At 71.9% G+C, this 15,597-nt stretch carries 15 protein-coding genes; 6 read left to right on the top strand and 9 right to left on the bottom strand.

The genetic code is table 11. The features are described from left to right. Positions 1 to 21: 21 nt before the first annotated feature. From EBO15_RS46870 to EBO15_RS24315, 3 genes are read right to left on the bottom strand one after another with little or no spacing between them, the layout of a single operon-like run. Entirely contained in the window at positions 22 to 948 is a 927-nt protein-coding gene (locus EBO15_RS46870; protein ID WP_122196753.1) for a carbohydrate kinase family protein, read from the bottom strand. After that, the gene (locus EBO15_RS24320; RefSeq protein ID WP_147481633.1) at positions 945 to 1,601 is read right to left on the bottom strand and encodes a hypothetical protein; all 657 of its coding nucleotides are present in this window, start codon (positions 1,599 to 1,601) and stop codon (positions 945 to 947) included. The genes EBO15_RS46870 and EBO15_RS24320 overlap by 4 nt, the downstream gene beginning before the upstream one ends. Positions 1,602 to 1,612: 11 nt before the next feature. Continuing rightward, entirely contained in the window at positions 1,613 to 2,824 is a 1,212-nt protein-coding gene (locus tag EBO15_RS24315) for a hypothetical protein (protein ID WP_122196751.1), read from the bottom strand. A gap of 238 nt (positions 2,825 to 3,062) precedes the next feature. Here EBO15_RS24315 and EBO15_RS24310 point away from each other — a divergent pair, with 238 nt between their 5' ends. Beyond that, positions 3,063 to 6,104: an AfsR/SARP family transcriptional regulator gene (locus EBO15_RS24310; RefSeq protein ID WP_158628344.1), complete on the top strand. Its 3,042-nt coding sequence runs from the start codon at positions 3,063 to 3,065 to the stop codon at positions 6,102 to 6,104. Between the two features lie 402 nt (positions 6,105 to 6,506). Here the strand turns inward: EBO15_RS24310 and EBO15_RS24305 are convergent, their stop codons facing one another. Next, positions 6,507 to 6,704: a DUF397 domain-containing protein gene (locus EBO15_RS24305; RefSeq protein ID WP_122196749.1), complete on the bottom strand. Its 198-nt coding sequence runs from the start codon at positions 6,702 to 6,704 to the stop codon at positions 6,507 to 6,509. Positions 6,705 to 6,706: 2 nt separating this feature from the next. After that, complete coding sequence (locus tag EBO15_RS24300) at positions 6,707 to 7,582, bottom strand: helix-turn-helix domain-containing protein (RefSeq protein WP_122196748.1); 876 nt, start codon at positions 7,580 to 7,582, stop codon at positions 6,707 to 6,709. Positions 7,583 to 7,911: 329 nt separating this feature from the next. Between EBO15_RS24300 and EBO15_RS24295 the strand changes: the two genes are divergently transcribed. Next, positions 7,912 to 8,355, top strand: a complete 444-nt coding sequence (locus tag EBO15_RS24295; RefSeq protein WP_122196747.1) for an ATP-binding protein — start codon at positions 7,912 to 7,914, stop codon at positions 8,353 to 8,355. Between the two features lie 13 nt (positions 8,356 to 8,368). On the opposite strand, the gene EBO15_RS24290 is transcribed toward EBO15_RS24295, so the two are convergent. Beyond that, positions 8,369 to 9,226 carry a sigma-70 family RNA polymerase sigma factor gene (locus EBO15_RS24290; RefSeq protein ID WP_122196746.1) on the bottom strand — a complete coding sequence of 286 codons (858 nt, stop codon included), beginning with the start codon at positions 9,224 to 9,226 and terminating at the stop codon, positions 8,369 to 8,371. 142 nt (positions 9,227 to 9,368) lie between these two features. Between EBO15_RS24290 and EBO15_RS24285 the strand changes: the two genes are divergently transcribed. After that, positions 9,369 to 9,824: a carboxymuconolactone decarboxylase family protein gene (locus EBO15_RS24285; protein WP_122196745.1), complete on the top strand. Its 456-nt coding sequence runs from the start codon at positions 9,369 to 9,371 to the stop codon at positions 9,822 to 9,824. A 7-nt stretch (positions 9,825 to 9,831) separates the two neighbouring features. On the opposite strand, the gene EBO15_RS24280 is transcribed toward EBO15_RS24285, so the two are convergent. Then, entirely contained in the window at positions 9,832 to 11,094 is a 1,263-nt protein-coding gene (locus EBO15_RS24280) for an MFS transporter (RefSeq protein ID WP_122196744.1), read from the bottom strand. Further along, entirely contained in the window at positions 11,091 to 11,708 is a 618-nt protein-coding gene (locus EBO15_RS24275; RefSeq protein ID WP_378237275.1) for a mycothiol-dependent nitroreductase Rv2466c family protein, read from the bottom strand. Before EBO15_RS24275 ends, EBO15_RS24280 begins: the two co-directional genes overlap by 4 nt. A 98-nt stretch (positions 11,709 to 11,806) precedes the next feature. Between EBO15_RS24275 and pdxR the strand changes: the two genes are divergently transcribed. Continuing rightward, on the top strand, positions 11,807 to 13,243 hold the full coding sequence (gene pdxR, locus EBO15_RS24270) for a MocR-like pyridoxine biosynthesis transcription factor PdxR (protein WP_456047878.1): 1,437 nt from the start codon (positions 11,807 to 11,809) through the stop codon (positions 13,241 to 13,243). An 80-nt stretch (positions 13,244 to 13,323) separates the two neighbouring features. Here pdxR and EBO15_RS24265 read toward each other — a convergent pair whose 3' ends face one another. Further along, positions 13,324 to 13,818, bottom strand: coding sequence for a VOC family protein (locus EBO15_RS24265; RefSeq protein WP_122196742.1), 495 nt, complete (start codon positions 13,816 to 13,818; stop codon positions 13,324 to 13,326). 296 nt (positions 13,819 to 14,114) lie between these two features. Here EBO15_RS24265 and EBO15_RS24260 point away from each other — a divergent pair, with 296 nt between their 5' ends. After that, on the top strand, positions 14,115 to 14,981 hold the full coding sequence (locus EBO15_RS24260; protein WP_122196765.1) for an SDR family NAD(P)-dependent oxidoreductase: 867 nt from the start codon (positions 14,115 to 14,117) through the stop codon (positions 14,979 to 14,981). A gap of 28 nt (positions 14,982 to 15,009) precedes the next feature. After that, entirely contained in the window at positions 15,010 to 15,471 is a 462-nt protein-coding gene (locus tag EBO15_RS24255; protein ID WP_122196741.1) for a nitroreductase family deazaflavin-dependent oxidoreductase, read from the top strand. Positions 15,472 to 15,597: the final 126 nt, after the last annotated feature.

The following is a 15,597-nucleotide window of genomic DNA, read 5'->3' as shown; positions in this document are numbered from 1 at the left end:
GAGCTGCCCCGATGAGCGGGGTCAGTCCCAGCGTCCGACCACGACCCGCGGCGGATCGGCCTCGCACAGCGCCGCCAGCTCGCCGGGACGCAGCGTCGCGGCCGACGGACGGCGGAAGCCGATCTTCCAGCCCGCGTGGACGACCCCCGACCGCAGCGCCGCGACCGGGTCACCGGTGCGCAGCCACACGGCCAGGAAGGTCGAGAACAGCGCGTCGCCCGCGCCCGAGGTGTTGACGACGCGGCCGGGCACCACGGCGTCCACCCTGATCAGGCGCCCGTCCCGCAGCGCCACCGCCGCGCCGCGCTCGGCCATGCCGACGCCGACGACGCCGCAGCGCGGGAAGCGGCGGAACACCTCACCCGCCCAGACCCCGGGCTCGGGCAGCCGCTCGTGACTGGCGAACACGACGCTCGCGTGCTCCAGCCACGGCCGGTTGTACTCGTTGTCCGGGCCGTCGATCTGGTGCAGGTCGACCGCGATCGGGACGCCCAGGCGCGCGGCCCGCCCGACCAGCGGTCGGATCGGCCGGATGTTCGTCAGCACCAGCAGGTCGGCCCCGGACGCCTGCGCCTCCAGGACGTCCCACGGGTAGACCTCGTGGTCGATGGGGGAGAGGTAGGGCAGTCCCATGCGCCGTCCCTGCTCGTTCACCAGGACGACGCCGGTCGTCGACACCGGTGTCCGCAGGACGCCGGGACCGAGCAGCCCCAGCCGCGCCAGGTCGTCGCGGACGGCCGTCCCGGCGCTGTCGTCGCCGACCAGCGTGCACAGCCGCACCCGGTGCCCGAACGCCGCCTGCACGCGCGAGACGCTCAGCGCGACGCCGGAGCATCCGAACTCCACCCAGGACGGCTTGGACCGCGACGCGTACGCGACCGGGAAGTCCCGGACGCCGACCGTGGCGTACAGGCTCACGGCCCCCGCCACCAGCACGATCGGGCTCATGACGCCAGCCTCCGAACCGCCACGCCGTCCTCGACGGACGTGATGAGGACCCGGCCCGACGCCTCCAGGTGCGGGCGGTCACCGAACGTGCCGAGGCGTCCGACGATCAGGACGCAGTGGGACAGGTCGCCGAGCGGGAGCCCGGCGGTCGTCCAGCAGTAGAGGAAGGAGCCGTGGACGTCCGGCCACAGGTCCGCGCCGGACCGGGACCGGCGCGGGGTGCTGAGGCTGCGGACGGTCGCGCCGCCGCGCAGCACCGCCACCTCCTGGTCCCCGGACGGGCCGACCGCGACCGAGCAGCCCGGGTAGCGGCGCAGCACGGCCGACAGCCGCTCGAAGGCGCTGCGGGACGGGCGTCTCACCCGTCCGGTCAGCACGTCGGCGAACTCGCGGCGGGGCAGGTCCTGGGCGTCGTCGTAGCGGGCCACGACGTGCGCGTCCAGCGCGGTGAGCGCGCCGGGCGGGCACAGCTCGGCGGCGTTGTCGTCGTCCCGGCCGGTGAACAGCGCCAGCCGGGGCGCGCGGAGCCCGCCGCCCCGGGGGATGACGAGCACGGCGGTCGTGCCGCGCGCCGCCGGCGGGTACGGGACGCGGCAGACCCGCAGCGGACGGTCCGGCTCGTACGTCCGGACCAGCATCACGAGATCGGACACGACGCCTCCGTTCACCGGGTCAGGAAGGGCGGGGCGGCGGCGGGCGGCGTCCCGGGGACCGTCGGCGGTTGCGGCAGCCGCATCCGCCGGTAGATCAGGCGCCGCATCAGCCGCCCGAACCGGCCGGGCCGGGACGTGATCCGCGCGACGACCGCGCGGTGCCGGTCCGCGGAGAAGCCCTCGGCGGCCTGCGCGAGCTGCCGCGGCAGCGCGCCCCGCCCGACGCGGGGCGCGACCTGCGCGAGCCGGGCGGCGGCCGAGTCCGGCGCCACCTCCTCGGGCGGGAAGCTGGCGAGCAGCACCGGCACCCCGGCCGCCGCTCCGTAGACGGTCGCCGAGCCGTGGTCGCCGACGATCCAGTCCGCGGCGGCGAGCACCGCGAGCCAGTCGGCCGACGGCGGGACCAGGCTCAGCCCGCGTCTCAGCCGGTCGGCCAGCCAACTTCGCAGCTGGTACTCGCCGTGGGCGGCCCAGACGTGCGGGTGGAGCAGCGTCACCACCTGGTACTCGTCCTCGGGGAGCTCGTCGAGCAGCCGTGACCACAGCTCGGGACGCCGCCCGAGCAGCGACTTCGGCCCCCAGGTCGAGCACACCACCACCAGCTTGCGGCCATCGCCCGCGCCCAGCGCCACCTGGTACGACGCGCGCCGCGACAGGCTGGCCTCCAGCACGTCGAAGCTCGGGTCGCCCAGCACGTGCGCCGCGGGCACCGCCTCCGGGCAGCTCCGGCCGAGCGCGGCGAGGTCGTCCTCGTGCGGCAGCACCACCGCGGACGGCACGAGCGTCCCGTCCCGGACGAGCCGCTGCGCGTCGAGCCCGTACGCCACGCGTTCGCCCACCGCGCGGCCCTCACGCCGCGCGAGGAGCTTGGTGTGGCCGATCCCGTGCGGCATGACGACGACCGGGGCGTGGAGATCGGCCAGCCCGCCGTAGCCGGCGGCGAGCGCGAGGTCGAACTCCGTCCGCACCGCCTGCCGCCACGGGACGGCCGCCGCGCCGATCCCGTCGAGGAACTCCTTGACTCCGGCGCCGAAGGCGTCCGGCCCCTGGGTGAAGACGACCTGCACGCGCAGGTCGTTCTCCACCAGCCGTGCGGCGGACAGCAGCCGCTGCCCGCCGGTCACGGTGTGCACCACGACCAGCAGCGTCTTGCATCCGCCGCGCGTCACCCATCGGCCGGCGTCCATCCCGACCGGGAACGGGCGCCAATCGCTGTCGGACATCTGCGTTCATGCCCCCTTCAGGGCGGCATCCACGCCGCCCGTTTCGTAGCGACCCCACGCCGATAGTCCGAAATGCACCTTGCGGCGTACCTTGCGGGGACCCTTGCGGCCGGGGTGGAGGAACCGGCCCGAAGTGGCCAGGGGACAGTCGCCTTCCTTCTGGTCCGGCCCGCTTGACAGTGAAAGGATCCGACTGTCAAAAGGCTGCCCGTCGGAAATCTTCCCGAAGGGAGCACGAGTGGAATTCCGAATTCTCGGCCTGGTGGAGATCCAGGCGGACGGCGGAACGCCCTCGTCGCCCTGGGCGAAGGAACGGATCATCCTCGCCTCCCTGCTGCTGGCGGGCGACCGCCCGGTCCCGACCGAGACCCTCATCGACCGGATCTGGGAGGGCGAGCCGCCCGCCAAGGCGCGCAACTTCCTCTACAGCCACATCGCGCGGCTGCGCACCCAGCTCACCCGGACCGACCCCCGCGAGCGCCTGACCCGCGCGACCGGCGCGTACGTGCTGGACGCGAGCGCCGACGACGTCGACTACCGGCGCTTCCACGAACTGCGGAAGCGCGCCGCCGACCTCGCCGCGCGGGGCCGCCGCGAACACGCCGTGGAGGTCTATGGCGACGCCGAGCGGCTGGCCGGCGGCATTCCCCTGCAGAACGTGTCGGGCGACTGGGCCGCGCGCGTCCGCCAAAGGATCGCCGGTGAACTGCTCGGCTGCACCCTCGAACGAGTCGAACTCATTCTCGAACTCGGCCGCCATGAAGAACTCGTCGGGGAACTCCCGGACGTCGTCGCGGCGAACCCCGAGAATGACCGCGCCGTCGCGCTGCTGATGCTGGCCCTGCACCGTTCGGGCCGTTCCGGAGATGCTCTCGACGAATACGAGTCGGCCCGCCGGCGCATGGACGAACGCCTGGGCGCCACCCCCGGAACGGCGCTGCGCGAACTGCACCGGCAGATCCTCGTGGGAGACGCCGCGCTCGACCCGCCGACGTCGTCCCGGGGGACGCGCCGTCCACCGCCGACCAACGACCTGCTCCGCGACCTCGGCACCTTCACCGGACGCGACCGGGAGATGCGCGCCCTGCGGGCCCTCGCGGACGACGGCGGCGTCTCCGTCATCGCGATCGACGGCATGCCGGGAGTCGGCAAGACCGTCCTGGCCGTCCACCTCGCGCACCGGCTCGCCGACCGCTACCCGGACGGTTGCCTCTTCCTCTCGCTGCACGGGCACAGCGCCGAACGCAGCCCCATCCACCCCGCCGAGGCGCTCGGCACGCTGCTCCGCAAGATCGGCGTCGAACCCGGCAGCGCCCCGGTCGACACCGACCGCCGCTCGGCGCTGTGGCGCTCCCACCTCGCGCACCGCCGCGTCCTGGTCGTCCTGGACGACGCGCTCGGCGTCACCCAGGTGAACCCGCTGCTCCCGGGCGGCGCGGGCAGCCTCGTCATCACCACCAGCAGGCGCACCCTCGCGGGCTTGGACGACGCCCGGCCGCTCACGCTCGACGTCCTCCCGCCGGACGAGTCCGCCGACCTGTTCGTCCGGGTCAGCGGGACCGGCGCCGACGCGTCCGGCGCCGACGTCGCCGAGGTCGCGCGGCTCTGCGGACACCTGCCCCTAGCCCTCCAGCTCACCGGCAACCGCCTGCGCCACCGCGCCCACTGGGACGTCGCCGACCTGGTCCGCCGCCTGCGCGTCCGCCCCGGCCGCCTGGCCGAGATCCGCGCCGAGAACCGCCACCTGCTCGCGGCGTTCGCGTTGTCCTACGAAGGGCTGCCACCGCTCCCGCGGGAGGCGTTCCGCCTGCTCTCCCTGCATCCCGGCCCCGTCATCACCACCGAGGCCGCGGGTGTCCTGCTGGACATGCCGCCCACGCGCGCCGAACCCGTCCTCGAAGAACTCGCCGACCACCACCTCCTGGCCGAGATCGACCGGGGCCACTACCGCTTCCACGACCTGCTCCACGAGTACGCCCACGGCCTGGCCGCACCGCCCCCGCCCCCCGCGGTACCGCCCCCGGTGCGCCGCCTCCTGGGCCACTACCTCGCACTCGCGGAGGGAACCGACCGCGTCCGCCTCGACGAGGAGGCCGACAACCTGGTCCCGATGGTCGACTACAGCGCCGCCCACGACCTCGGCGAGTACACCGGCCGCTTCAGCGACGCGCTCGCCGCCCACCTCCAGGAGTCCGGACGCTGGCACGACGCCGTGCGCGTCCACCAGGCCGCCGTCCAGGCCCGCCGAACCCAGCGGGACGAAGCCGGAACGGCCCGCGCCCTCGCCCACCTCGGCAGGACGTTCTGGCGGACGGGCGATCACCCCTCCGCCCTCGAGTCGGCCACCGAGTCCCTCCGCATCCACGAACACCTGGGCGACCGGGCGGGCGCCGCCGCCGCACTCGACCAGATCGGCCTCATCCACTGGACCCGATCCGAATACGACGTCGCATCCGGCTATTACGACCAGGCGCTCACCCTCTGGCGTTCCCTCGGCGACCACGCCGGTGAAGCCTCGACCCTGGACCACGCCGGAATCGTCAAATGGCATCAGGGCCGCTACAACGAAGCGATCTCCTATCTCCAGGCCGCGCTGAAGCTCTACGAGACCGCGGGAGACGCGCGAGACGGCTGGATGACGCTCAACAACCTCGGCGAACTCGAATTGATCTTCGACCGCACGCACGAGGCGCTCGTCTATTTCCGGCGCGTCGAGAACGTGATGGAACCGAGCAAGCAACACCAGGCCAACCTGCTGAACAACTTCGGCGTGGTCTACGACAAGCAAGGGCGTTTCGATGAGGCCCTCGCTCATTACCGCGACGCCCTCGCCATCTACTCCGAGATCGGCGACCGCCGCGGCGAGACCGACTGCCTGATCCACCTCGGCGCCCATTACGTGAACGGCCCGAGCCGCGAAGGCGAGGGCCTCCTCCACCTCAAAAAGGCCCTTCGACAAGCCCGAGAACTCCGCGAGCCTTTCCTTGAAGTCGAGGCCCTTCTGGGCGTGGCCGACGCACACCGCCGTGCGTCCCGCCCGTCCGCTGCCTACACGGCCTACGACGAGGCCCTCGGCCTGGCCCGCTCCACAGGCGACGCCAACCAGGAGGCCAGGGCCCTGTGGGGCATTGGCACCGTCAAGTCCGTCATGCACGGAAAAGTGGCCGCGCGCCCGTTCCTCGAACGGGCGCTCCAGCTCTTCACCGCCCTCGGCGTCCCCGCCGCCGACGCCGTCCGCGCCCAACTCCAAGACGACACCGACGCCACCTCCCACGCCTGAACGCGAAGACCTCTCACAATCAGAGTTCCCGCACCCGGCGGAAATCTGTAATGCCCAGCTGGTCATATCGAGTCGAGAAGAGGTTCGATAGAGGCCGTCGTGACTGGAGTGTGCGCAGCTGGACCGCGCGAGGTGGGGTGAGATGGGCCCCATTCGGTGAACAACTTGTCCAATAAGGAACTTTCCGAAATGGCGCCAGAAGTCCACACTGGCCCGGTAGTCTTCAGGCGTCATCCTGCGAGGGCGGAACGATTAGAAAGAGAGCGCATGTCAGCGTTCTTTGTTTGGTGGTCCATCTTCATGACATGACAGGTCGCGAAGATGGCGGGCCCGCAACCGTGAGGTTGCGGGCCCTTCGTGCTGCATTTGGGGGCTGGTGGAGGGGGCGGATGCCGTGTCAGGTCACAGTGCAGGACATGCTCGAGCGGCGTGGAGGAAGCCTGCCCACTCGTCCAAGGAGAGCTCCAGGACGGGGCTTGTCTCGGCCGCCTTGCTGTCGCGGACGCCTACCGTCCCGGAGGGGAATCGGGCGGCCTCGACACACTCGCCATCCGGTGCACTGTGGGTGGATTTCCGCCAGACTGCGTACTGGGGGGCCATGGTTACGATCCTGCCAGCTCGGTCAAGCGGGTGGCTCCCTCTTCCATGAGGGTGAGACTCCTGACGGGGGAGAGCGACGCCTTCCGGAGCCGTGCGTACATCACGTCGTACCGTCCTACGTCCGCGGGATCGGTGTGCACCAGGTCCGCGTTGACCGTGTCGGCGACCGCCATGGCCGGGTCGCGGGGGTCCGGGAAGGTGTAGATCGTGAACGAGGAGCGAGCGAGGAATCCGCCCTCGATCCGAGCGTCGACCGGGAGGATGCGGACGCTCAGGCGAGGCTCCGCCGACACCACGCCCACCAGGTGATGGAGTTGGGCGCTCATCACCTCGGCGGGGACCGCGAGCCGGCGGATCACGAACTCGTCCAAGACGATCTCCAGTGCCGGTCCGCCTTGGCGGAGTGCGACCTCCTGCCGCTTCAGCCGGGCCTGGATCATGCGTGCGGGCTGGTAGCCGAGCGGTCCGTCCGCGTGATCGAGGCGGATGAGCGCCCGCATGAACTCCGGTGTCTGCAGCAGGCCGGGGAAACCGAACTGGTTGTAGCCACGGATGGTCGTGGCGCCGGACTCGATGTCGGCGTAGAGGCGCTGGCGTGACCCCATGGCGTCACCGAAGGAGTCCCACCAGCCGCGTTCGGCGGCGTCGCGGGCGATGGTGACGATCTCGTGCCAGCGCTCGCCCGTCACGCCGAGCAGGTCGAGGATCTTCATGATCTCGGCCAGGTTGGGCCGGGAGTGGGCGTTCTCGAGCTTCGAGAGCATCGTGCGGGACTTGTGCAGCCGTCCGGCGAGCTCTTCGGCCGTGACGCCGTGCTCCTCTCGCAGCGCGCGCAGTTCGGTGGCGAGGCGGCGTCGGCGGACGAACGGACTGGTCACCGGGGGCCTCCAGGGGAGGGCCGAGCGGGAGGGGAGCTCGGCAGATCAGGTCATCCACTCCGTGTTAGCACGCGGTGACGGAGAATGCCGGTCGTTTGCGTCCGTGTTGGCCGAGCGGGCGGGCGATTTCCGTGCAGTGGACGAACGTTCGCGACGCGCACGTGTGCTCGTCGAACGTTCCGATGTCCCACATTCTCGATCGGTGTGTGCGACCTGCGGTTTCGGTCGGGAGGGGGCTGGAATCCGGGACCGTGGTGGTGGCCGGTGGTGACGATGGGGGAGTTCGGGTCGCCGTGCCAGGCGACGTCGCCGTCCTTGTGAGGTGATCGATGTTGCTCACCACTCCCATGTCCGCCACTCCGGCAGCGCCGATGTTCTGGCGGCGTGTCTTCCCCGGAGATCCCGTTCAGGCGAAGGCGGTTCGGGTCTTCGCCGCGCAGCTTCTGTACGGTTCTCCCCTGCTGGACGACATTCTTCTGGTGCTGGACGAGCTGGCCGTGAACGCCGTTCGCCATACCCGCTCGGGCGATGCGGGTGGCACCTTCACCGTTGAGGTGCGCCATGAGGAGGGTCGGGTCGTCGTCGGTGTCGTCGACCAGGGTGGGGCCTCCGAACCGCATGCCCGCTCTCTGCCCTGCCTGGACGACCTGGACCGCATCGAGGAGTGCGGTCGCGGCCTGCTCACCGTGGGGGCGCTGGCTGCGCACTGGTGCTGGAACGGCGATGGGCGCGGACGGACCGTCCAGGCCGTGTTCGCGTGGCCGGGGAGCTGAGTCGGCATGGCGGTCAGGGGATCCAGGACGGGACGACTCGGGCGAGGTGGGGTGGGTCGGTGAGGGCGCGGATGGTGGTGATGGTCCCGTGCTCGACGGTGAAGGCCATGACCGTGACCGGGCGTCCGGCGATGGTGATGAGGACGCCGGGGACGCCGTCCACGAGGGACTGGTGGGCCGTCGCGTCCGGGTTCGCGAACCTCGTCGCCTGGGAGGCGACCTCGGTCGCGCCGCGGACCGTCACGAGACCCGCCGGGCCCTGCGCGTGCAGTTCGACCTCCGGGGCCAGGATGGTCAGCAGTTCGGCCAGGTCGCCCCGGCCCGCCGCCGCGAGGAACGCGTCGATGACGTCCCGGGCGGCGGCGTCGGAGCCGGACGCGGGGGTGCCTGAGCGCAGCCGTCCGCGAGCCCGGCTGGCGAGCATCTTGGTGGCCGCGGTGCTCCGGCCGAGGATTTCCGCGATGCCGCTGAACGGGACGTCGAACACGTCGTGCAGGACGAACGAGACCCGTTCCGCCGGGGTGAGGGCGTCCATGACGACGTACAGCGCGAGGCCGACCGAGTCGGCGAGCATGACGTCATGCTCGGGATCGGCGGGGTCCTGGGGGAGTGCGCCGATATGGAGTTCGAGTGGCTGCTCGCCTCGGACGCCGCGTCGCCGGAGCAGGTCCAGGCAGATGCGCCCGGTCACCGTGGTGAGCCATCCGCGCAGGTCGTCGATGCCGTCGCGGCCGGTCCGCGCGAGCCGCAGCCACGCCTCCTGGACGGCGTCGTCGGCATCGGCGTGCGAGCCGAGCACGCGGAACGCGATCGCGTGGAGGTAGGCGCGCCGCGCCTCGAACTCCGCGGCGAGGTCGTCCTGATCGGTCACGGTTCTCCTCGGGGTGCGGCGGGTGTCACCACAAGGACGCGCCGGACGCCGGTGAGGTAACTCCGAGGGCCGCGTTACCTCTCCTTCCGGGCGGACGTCGTAGTGGCGTTCACCGATCGACGACACCCTCTCAGGAGCAGAGATGACCGCACGCATCCGGGACACCGCGCCCCAACCAGGCATCACCCAGGGCGTTCAGCACATCTTCAAGGAGGTGTACTCCGGTGGCGTCCCGCGCGAGACGCTCGAGCTGGTGCATCTGCGCGCGAGCCAGATCAACGGGTGCAGCGCCTGCGTCGACGCCGGCGCCAAGTCCGCGGGCAAGGCGGGGATCGGCGACGACAAGCTGCTCGCGCTGGCCGCCTGGTACGAGAACCCGCTGTTCGACGACGCCGAGCGGGCCGCGCTGGCTCTCGCCGAGGCCGCGACCCGCCTGGCGGACCGTCCCGGCGCGGTCTCCGACGAGATCTGGGCCGAGGCGGAGCAGCACTACGACGAGCGGCAGCTCGGATCGCTGGTGCTGATGGTGGCGATCACCAACTTCTTCAACCGCATCAACACCACCTTGCGGATCCCCGCCGGGACGACCTGGGAGTGACGGCCCCTCACCGGACGGCGCGCTCGGCGACGGCCGGGCGCACCGTCCGGCCCGTCCCCGCGCGGTTCACCGCGAGGCGGACGACCGGTCCCACCGCGAGCCCGCCGACCAGGAACACCGCGCCCAGGGCCACCCAGCCCGGGGTTCCCCACCCGAGCAGCAGCGTGGTCAGGACCGTCGGGCCCGCCATCCGCGCGAGCTGCGGGGCCATGCCGAAGAAGCCCTGGTACTGGCCCTGACGTCCGTCCGGTGCGAGTCCGAAGCCGAGTTCGGCGGCGCTCGCGCTGTGCAGCATCTCGGCGAACGCCTGGACCAGCGCCCCGGCCAGCAGGATCGCGACGGCGGCGGCCGCCCCCACGGAGGCCGCTGACGACGCGAAGACCGCGCAGGCGACGATCATCAGCGCCCCGGCCCGCCGCGAGGCCCGGGCGGCGGCGCGCGGCCCGTCCACCCGCTCGGCCACCCTGACCTGGAACACCACGACGGTGACCATGTTGAGCACGAGGATCACGGCGGCCGTCGAGCCCGGCGCGTCGGTGCGCCCGACGATCCACAGCGGCAGCCCGAGGCTGAGAAGCGGCATGTTCAGGTACATGACGGCGCTCAGCACCATGAGCATCGCGTACGGACGGTCACGCAGCACCGCCACCCGCGGCCCACCGGCCCGCCGCCCGTCCGTCTCCTCCACCTCACCCTTGACGACCTCGGGGAGCCGCCGGAGGACGAGCGCCGCGACGGCGAAGCTCACCGCGTCCATGGCGAGGACGGCCAGGTAGGACGCGGTGTCGTCGAACGTCAGGGCCAGTCCGCCCAGCCCGGCGCCCAGGGCCAGTCCCGCGTTGAGCGTCGACTGGAGGTGGGCGCGCACCACCGTCCGCCGTTCCGGTTCCACCAGGCCGGCGAGCAGCGCCTGCCGGGCGGAGTTCAGGCCGCCCTGGCAGCACGCGTACACGCACACGACCAGCAGGAACAGCGGGAAGGACCGCACGGCGAGCAGCGCGCCGAGGGACGCCGAGGTCGCGAGCGCCAGCGTCACCGTCGTCCGGCGCGGGCCCCACCGGTCGGCGACCTGGCCGAGGGGGACCCCGGCCAGTATCCCGCACGTCCAGCCGATGGTCAGGGCGAGCCCCACCCGGGACGGCGAGAGGCCGACGACCCGGGTGAAGAACAGCGCCGAGGTGGCGTAGAACGCGCCGTCGCCGATCGAGTTCGCCAGCTGGCCGAGCGCCAGGACGCGCGCGGGCCCGGCCGGCGGAAGGACCCGGCTCAATCGACGCGGGGGGATTCGGTGCGTCCGCGCTTCAGCTCGTAGAAGCCGGGCGCGCCGGTGACGAGCAGGACGCCGTCCCAGAGGCGTCCGGCGTCCTCGCCGCGCGGGACGGGCGTGACGACCGGTCCGAAGAACGCGTTGACCTTGCCGTCCGGGCCAGGAACATGGATCGCGGGGGTTCCGAGGTTCTCACCCACCGGGTCGAGGCCCGTGTGGTGGCTCAGCCGGAGGGCCTCGTCGAACTCGTCGGTGTCGGCGGCGTCGGCGAGGCGGCGGTCCAGGCCCACCTCGTACAGGGCGCTCTCGTACAGGTCCCGCCCGATCGGCATCTTCTCGTGGTGGATGCGGTTGCCGAGTGCGGTGTAGAGGTCGGTGAGGGTGGGCGTTCCGTACTTCTGCTCGACGGCGATCGCCACGCGGACGGGCCCGAGCGTGTCGGACAGCCACCGCGCGTACCACTCCTCCAGGTCCTCGCGGCCGTCGTTCAGCAGCCACAGGCTCATCACGTGGAAGCGCACGTCGACATCGCGGACCTTCTCCACCTCCAGCAGCCAGCGGGAGGTGTTCCAGGCCCAGGGGCACTTCGGGTCGAACCACATGTCGACGGGGGTCACGGGGGTACTCCTAGGTCGTTCTCGATTTCGTTCGATACCAGTCAACGGCCTCCGATTGGCGACCTGAAGTGCCAATATCCGCATAACACGATGGGCCAATCGCGATCGACCTCCACCTCGGCCTGGACGGGCCCGGCGACCTCGCCACCCGCATCCACCGGCAGCTCCTGGACGCGATCCTGGACGGACGCCTGCGTCCCGGCGAGCGCCTGCCCCCGACACGCGAGCTCGCCCGCCGCCTGGACGTCTCCCGCAACACCGTCTCCGTCGCCTACGAACGGCTGACCGCCGAGGGCCTGCTGGTCGCCCGCGTCGGATCCGGCACGTTCGTCGGCGCCGCCCCCGTCGGGAGTCCCCGCGCCGTCCGCGACGGCGACGCGGCGCGTCCGCGTCCGCTCTGGGACGTCCCGCCCGGACCCCGGACGGTCGAACCGGAAACGCCCCTCTACGACTTCGGCGTGGGCACACCGGACCCGGAGCTGTTCCCGCTCCCCGTCTGGAGGCGGCTCCTCACCGCGGAGTGGCGCGCCGCGACCATCAGGACCGCCGGATACCGCGACGCCGCCGGACACCACGGCCTCCGCGAGGCCGTCGCCCGCTCCATCGGACGCTCACGGTCGGTGCGCGCCACCGCCGCCGACGTCCTGGTCACCCACGGCGCGCAGCAGGCCCTCGACCTCGTCGGACGCGTCCTCATCGACCCCGGCGACGTCGTGGCCGTCGAGGACCCCGGCTACCCGCCGGCCCGGCACCTGTTCCACTCCCTCGGCGCCCGCGTCGTGTCGGTCCCCGTCGACCGCGAGGGCCTCGACGTGAACGCTCTCCCGGGCGGCGCGCGCCTGGTCTACGTGACGCCCTCGCACCAGTTCCCGCTGGGCACGCCCATGTCCCTGGCCCGCCGCGCCGCCTTGCTCGACTGGGCCGGACGCCACGACGCCGTGATCGTCGAGGACGACTACGACAGCGAGTTCCGCTTCTCCGACCGTCCCCTGGACCCGCTCCACAGCCTCGACCGCGCCGGACGCGTCGTCTACGTCGGCACCTTCTCCAAGACCCTGCTGCCGCTGCTGCGCGTCGGCTTCCTCATCGCGCCCGCCTCACTGCGGCCGGCGCTGCACGCGGTCAAGCGGCTCACCGACTGGCACGGCGACCCTGTCACGCAGGCCGCGCTCGCCCGCTTCATCGACTCGGGCGAGCTGCCACGCCACGTCCGCAAGGCCACCCGGACCTACGCCGCGCGCCACGAGCTGATCACCGAGGCCCTCGCCGGCGACCTGGCCGAGTGGCTCGACCCGGTCCCGTCGACGGCGGGGCTGCACGTGTGCGCCGTCCTCAGACCGGACGCGCCCGCCGACATCCCGGCGGTCGTGACCGAGGCCCGCCGCCTCGGCGTCGCCGTCGAGGACCTGGCGTCCTACTGCCACGAGACGCCGCGGCCCGGGATCGTCCTCGGCTACGGCGCGATCCCCACCGACCGCGTCCCCGCGGGACTCGCCCGCCTCACCAGGTCGTTCCGAGCCGTCACGAAGCGCTGACCGCCGCCCTCCCAACGCGCGGCGGCGGCGACACCCGCGTAGGAATCGCGGGCGCCGCCGCCGTCGAGAAGTCCCTGGTGTCAGTCGGTCTGCGCCACGGGCGCGTCCTCGGCGGTGAGGTCGTACTTGGGGTCCGCGAAGCGGAACATGTGGCCACCGGGCGGGAGGTGCCCGATCTCCCACCAGTTGCGGTCGAGGTCCTGCACGTAGAACGCGTACGTCCCGTGCTGGTCGACGGGACGCGTCAGCTTCCGGATGCCGTACTCCTCGCGGACGGCCGAGAGTTTCGCGTGCGCGTCGTCGACGTCCTCGCGGCTGCCCACGTCGAGGCCGTTGTGCCCGAGCAGCGGCATGTCGTGCTGCTCCGCCTTCGGCGTCTCGACGCACACGTACACGTGGTCGCTGCCGAGCCGCACGAGGAGCCCGATCGGCGCGTGCTGGATCACCTCCAGCCCGAGCACCTCCTCGTAGAAGCGCCGCGACTTCTGGAGGTCGATCACCTCCAGCGTTCCGTGTGAGAGGAACGTCGTCTTCAGCAGCGGCTCCTTCTCGGAGCGCCGCGTGATCTGCGCCATGGATCTCCTCCACCCAAAGTCATCGCCCCCGACGAACCCGTCCCCCGCCCGCAGTGTGTCACCCGGCGGACTCGGCGCGCACACCCTTCCGACCAGTAGGTACGCCCGAATCCGGATCGTCCGGCACCATGATCACCAGCCGCCGCGACCCCCTCACGCAGCGCTCCTCCGAACGCTCCTCCGAACGCCGTTCCGGACGACTCTGGACGCACGGCGCGGGCCGACGTACGCTGCCATTGAAGGCACCTTCAATGACGAAGGTGACTTCAAAGCCTTGGAGGGAAGAGGTGACCGGCATGCGGCAGGCGCAGACATGGTTCATCACAGGCTCCTCACGCGGTCTCGGGCGTGCCCTCGTCCAGGCCGCCCTCGACGCGGGCGACCGCGTCGTCGCCACGGCGCGCCGTCCGGAGCGGCTCGCGGGCCTCGTCGAGTCCCACGGCGACCGGCTGCTCGCGCTCGACCTGGACGTGACGGACCCCGGCGCCGTCCAGGCCGCGGTGAAGGACGCCGCCGCGCGCTTCGGCAGGCTCGACGTCGTCGTCAACAACGCCGGATACACCAACGTCGCCCCGATCGAAACAGGCGACGACCAGGACTTCCGCACCCAGTTCGAGACCAACTTCTGGGGCGTCTACAACGTCTCCAGAACGGTGATCCCGCTCCTGCGCGCCCAGGGCGGCGGCCTGATCGTGCAGATCTCCTCGGCGCGCGGACGCGTCGGCGGAGTCCCGGGCGTCGCGAGCTACCAGGCGGCCAAGTTCGCCGTCGACGGGTTCAGCCGGGCGCTCGCGGCGGAGACCGCGCCGTTCGGCGTCGGCGTCCTCACGGTCGAGCCGAGCTACTTCGCGACCGACGCCAACGGCTCCTCGATGACGGTCCACGACATCCCCGCGGACTACGACCCCACGATCGGCGCCATGCTCAAGCGCGGCGGCGGCCCCGGTCCCGCGGGCGACCCGGCGCGGGCGGCGGAGATCGTCGTCCGGGTCGTCAAGCGCGGCGACCCGCCCACGCACCTGCTCCTCGGCGCGAACGCCGTCGACATGTCCCTCGACTACTCGCGGCGGCAGATCGCCGAGGCGACCGCCTGGGAGGACGTCAGCCGCTCCGCCGTCATCGGCGCGCCCTACCCGCCCGCGTTGCCGGCGGACGAGGCCTGAGAACGCGGACAGAAAGGAGAACGAGGCCATGGCAGACGAGATCGTGGAGATGCCCCTCTCAGAGCACGCGCGAGAGCAGACCAAGCGGATCCTGGAATCGGGGACCACGGAAGGCCTGCAGATCGGCGGGTCGCCGATCGTGCTCATGACACTGCGCGGCGCGAAGAGCGGAAGGCTCCGGTACACGCCGGTGATGCGCGTGGAGCACGACGGCCGGTACGCCGTCATCGCGTCCAAGCGCGGCGCTCCCGGGCATCCGACCTGGTACTACAACATCAAGGCCCACCCCGAGTTCCTGCTCCAGGACGGGACCGTGACGAAGGTCTTCGTCGCGCGCGAGGTCGAGGGCGCGGAGCGGGCCGAGTGGTGGGAGCGGGCTGAGAAGGCGTTCCCGTCCTACGCCGAGTACCGGGAGAAGACCGACCGGCACATCCCGCTGCTGGTGCTCGACCCGAAATCAAGCGCCCTGCCCACGGAGGCCCGGGACTAGGGTCCATGCCACCGGTCCCGAAGTAGCTCTGTGTGACGTTCTGCTGCGGCACGTACCGCTCACAAATGGGTGCCCCGGTGCGGGGATGCGCCCAAGGCCGCGGTGGAGTCTGTGGCCGGGCAGGCG

Source organism: Actinomadura harenae (assembly GCF_003696215.1).
Classification (GTDB): Bacteria; Actinomycetota; Actinomycetes; order Streptosporangiales; family Streptosporangiaceae; genus Spirillospora; species Spirillospora harenae.
This window is presented reverse-complemented; position numbering and strand designations above follow the sequence as displayed.

Coding starts and splice junctions, on each gene's coding strand:
- EBO15_RS46870 (WP_122196753.1), bottom strand. CDS start 948: ATGAGCCCGATCGTGCTGGTGGCGGGGGCCGTGAGCCTGTACGCCACG.
- EBO15_RS24315 (WP_122196751.1), bottom strand. CDS start 2,824: ATGTCCGACAGCGATTGGCGCCCGTTCCCGGTCGGGATGGACGCCGGC.
- EBO15_RS24305 (WP_122196749.1), bottom strand. CDS start 6,704: ATGGCCCCCCAGTACGCAGTCTGGCGGAAATCCACCCACAGTGCACCG.
- EBO15_RS24295 (WP_122196747.1), top strand. CDS start 7,912: ATGTTGCTCACCACTCCCATGTCCGCCACTCCGGCAGCGCCGATGTTC.
- EBO15_RS24285 (WP_122196745.1), top strand. CDS start 9,369: ATGACCGCACGCATCCGGGACACCGCGCCCCAACCAGGCATCACCCAG.
- EBO15_RS24265 (WP_122196742.1), bottom strand. CDS start 13,818: ATGGCGCAGATCACGCGGCGCTCCGAGAAGGAGCCGCTGCTGAAGACG.
- EBO15_RS24260 (WP_122196765.1), top strand. CDS start 14,115: ATGCGGCAGGCGCAGACATGGTTCATCACAGGCTCCTCACGCGGTCTC.
- EBO15_RS24255 (WP_122196741.1), top strand. CDS start 15,010: ATGGCAGACGAGATCGTGGAGATGCCCCTCTCAGAGCACGCGCGAGAG.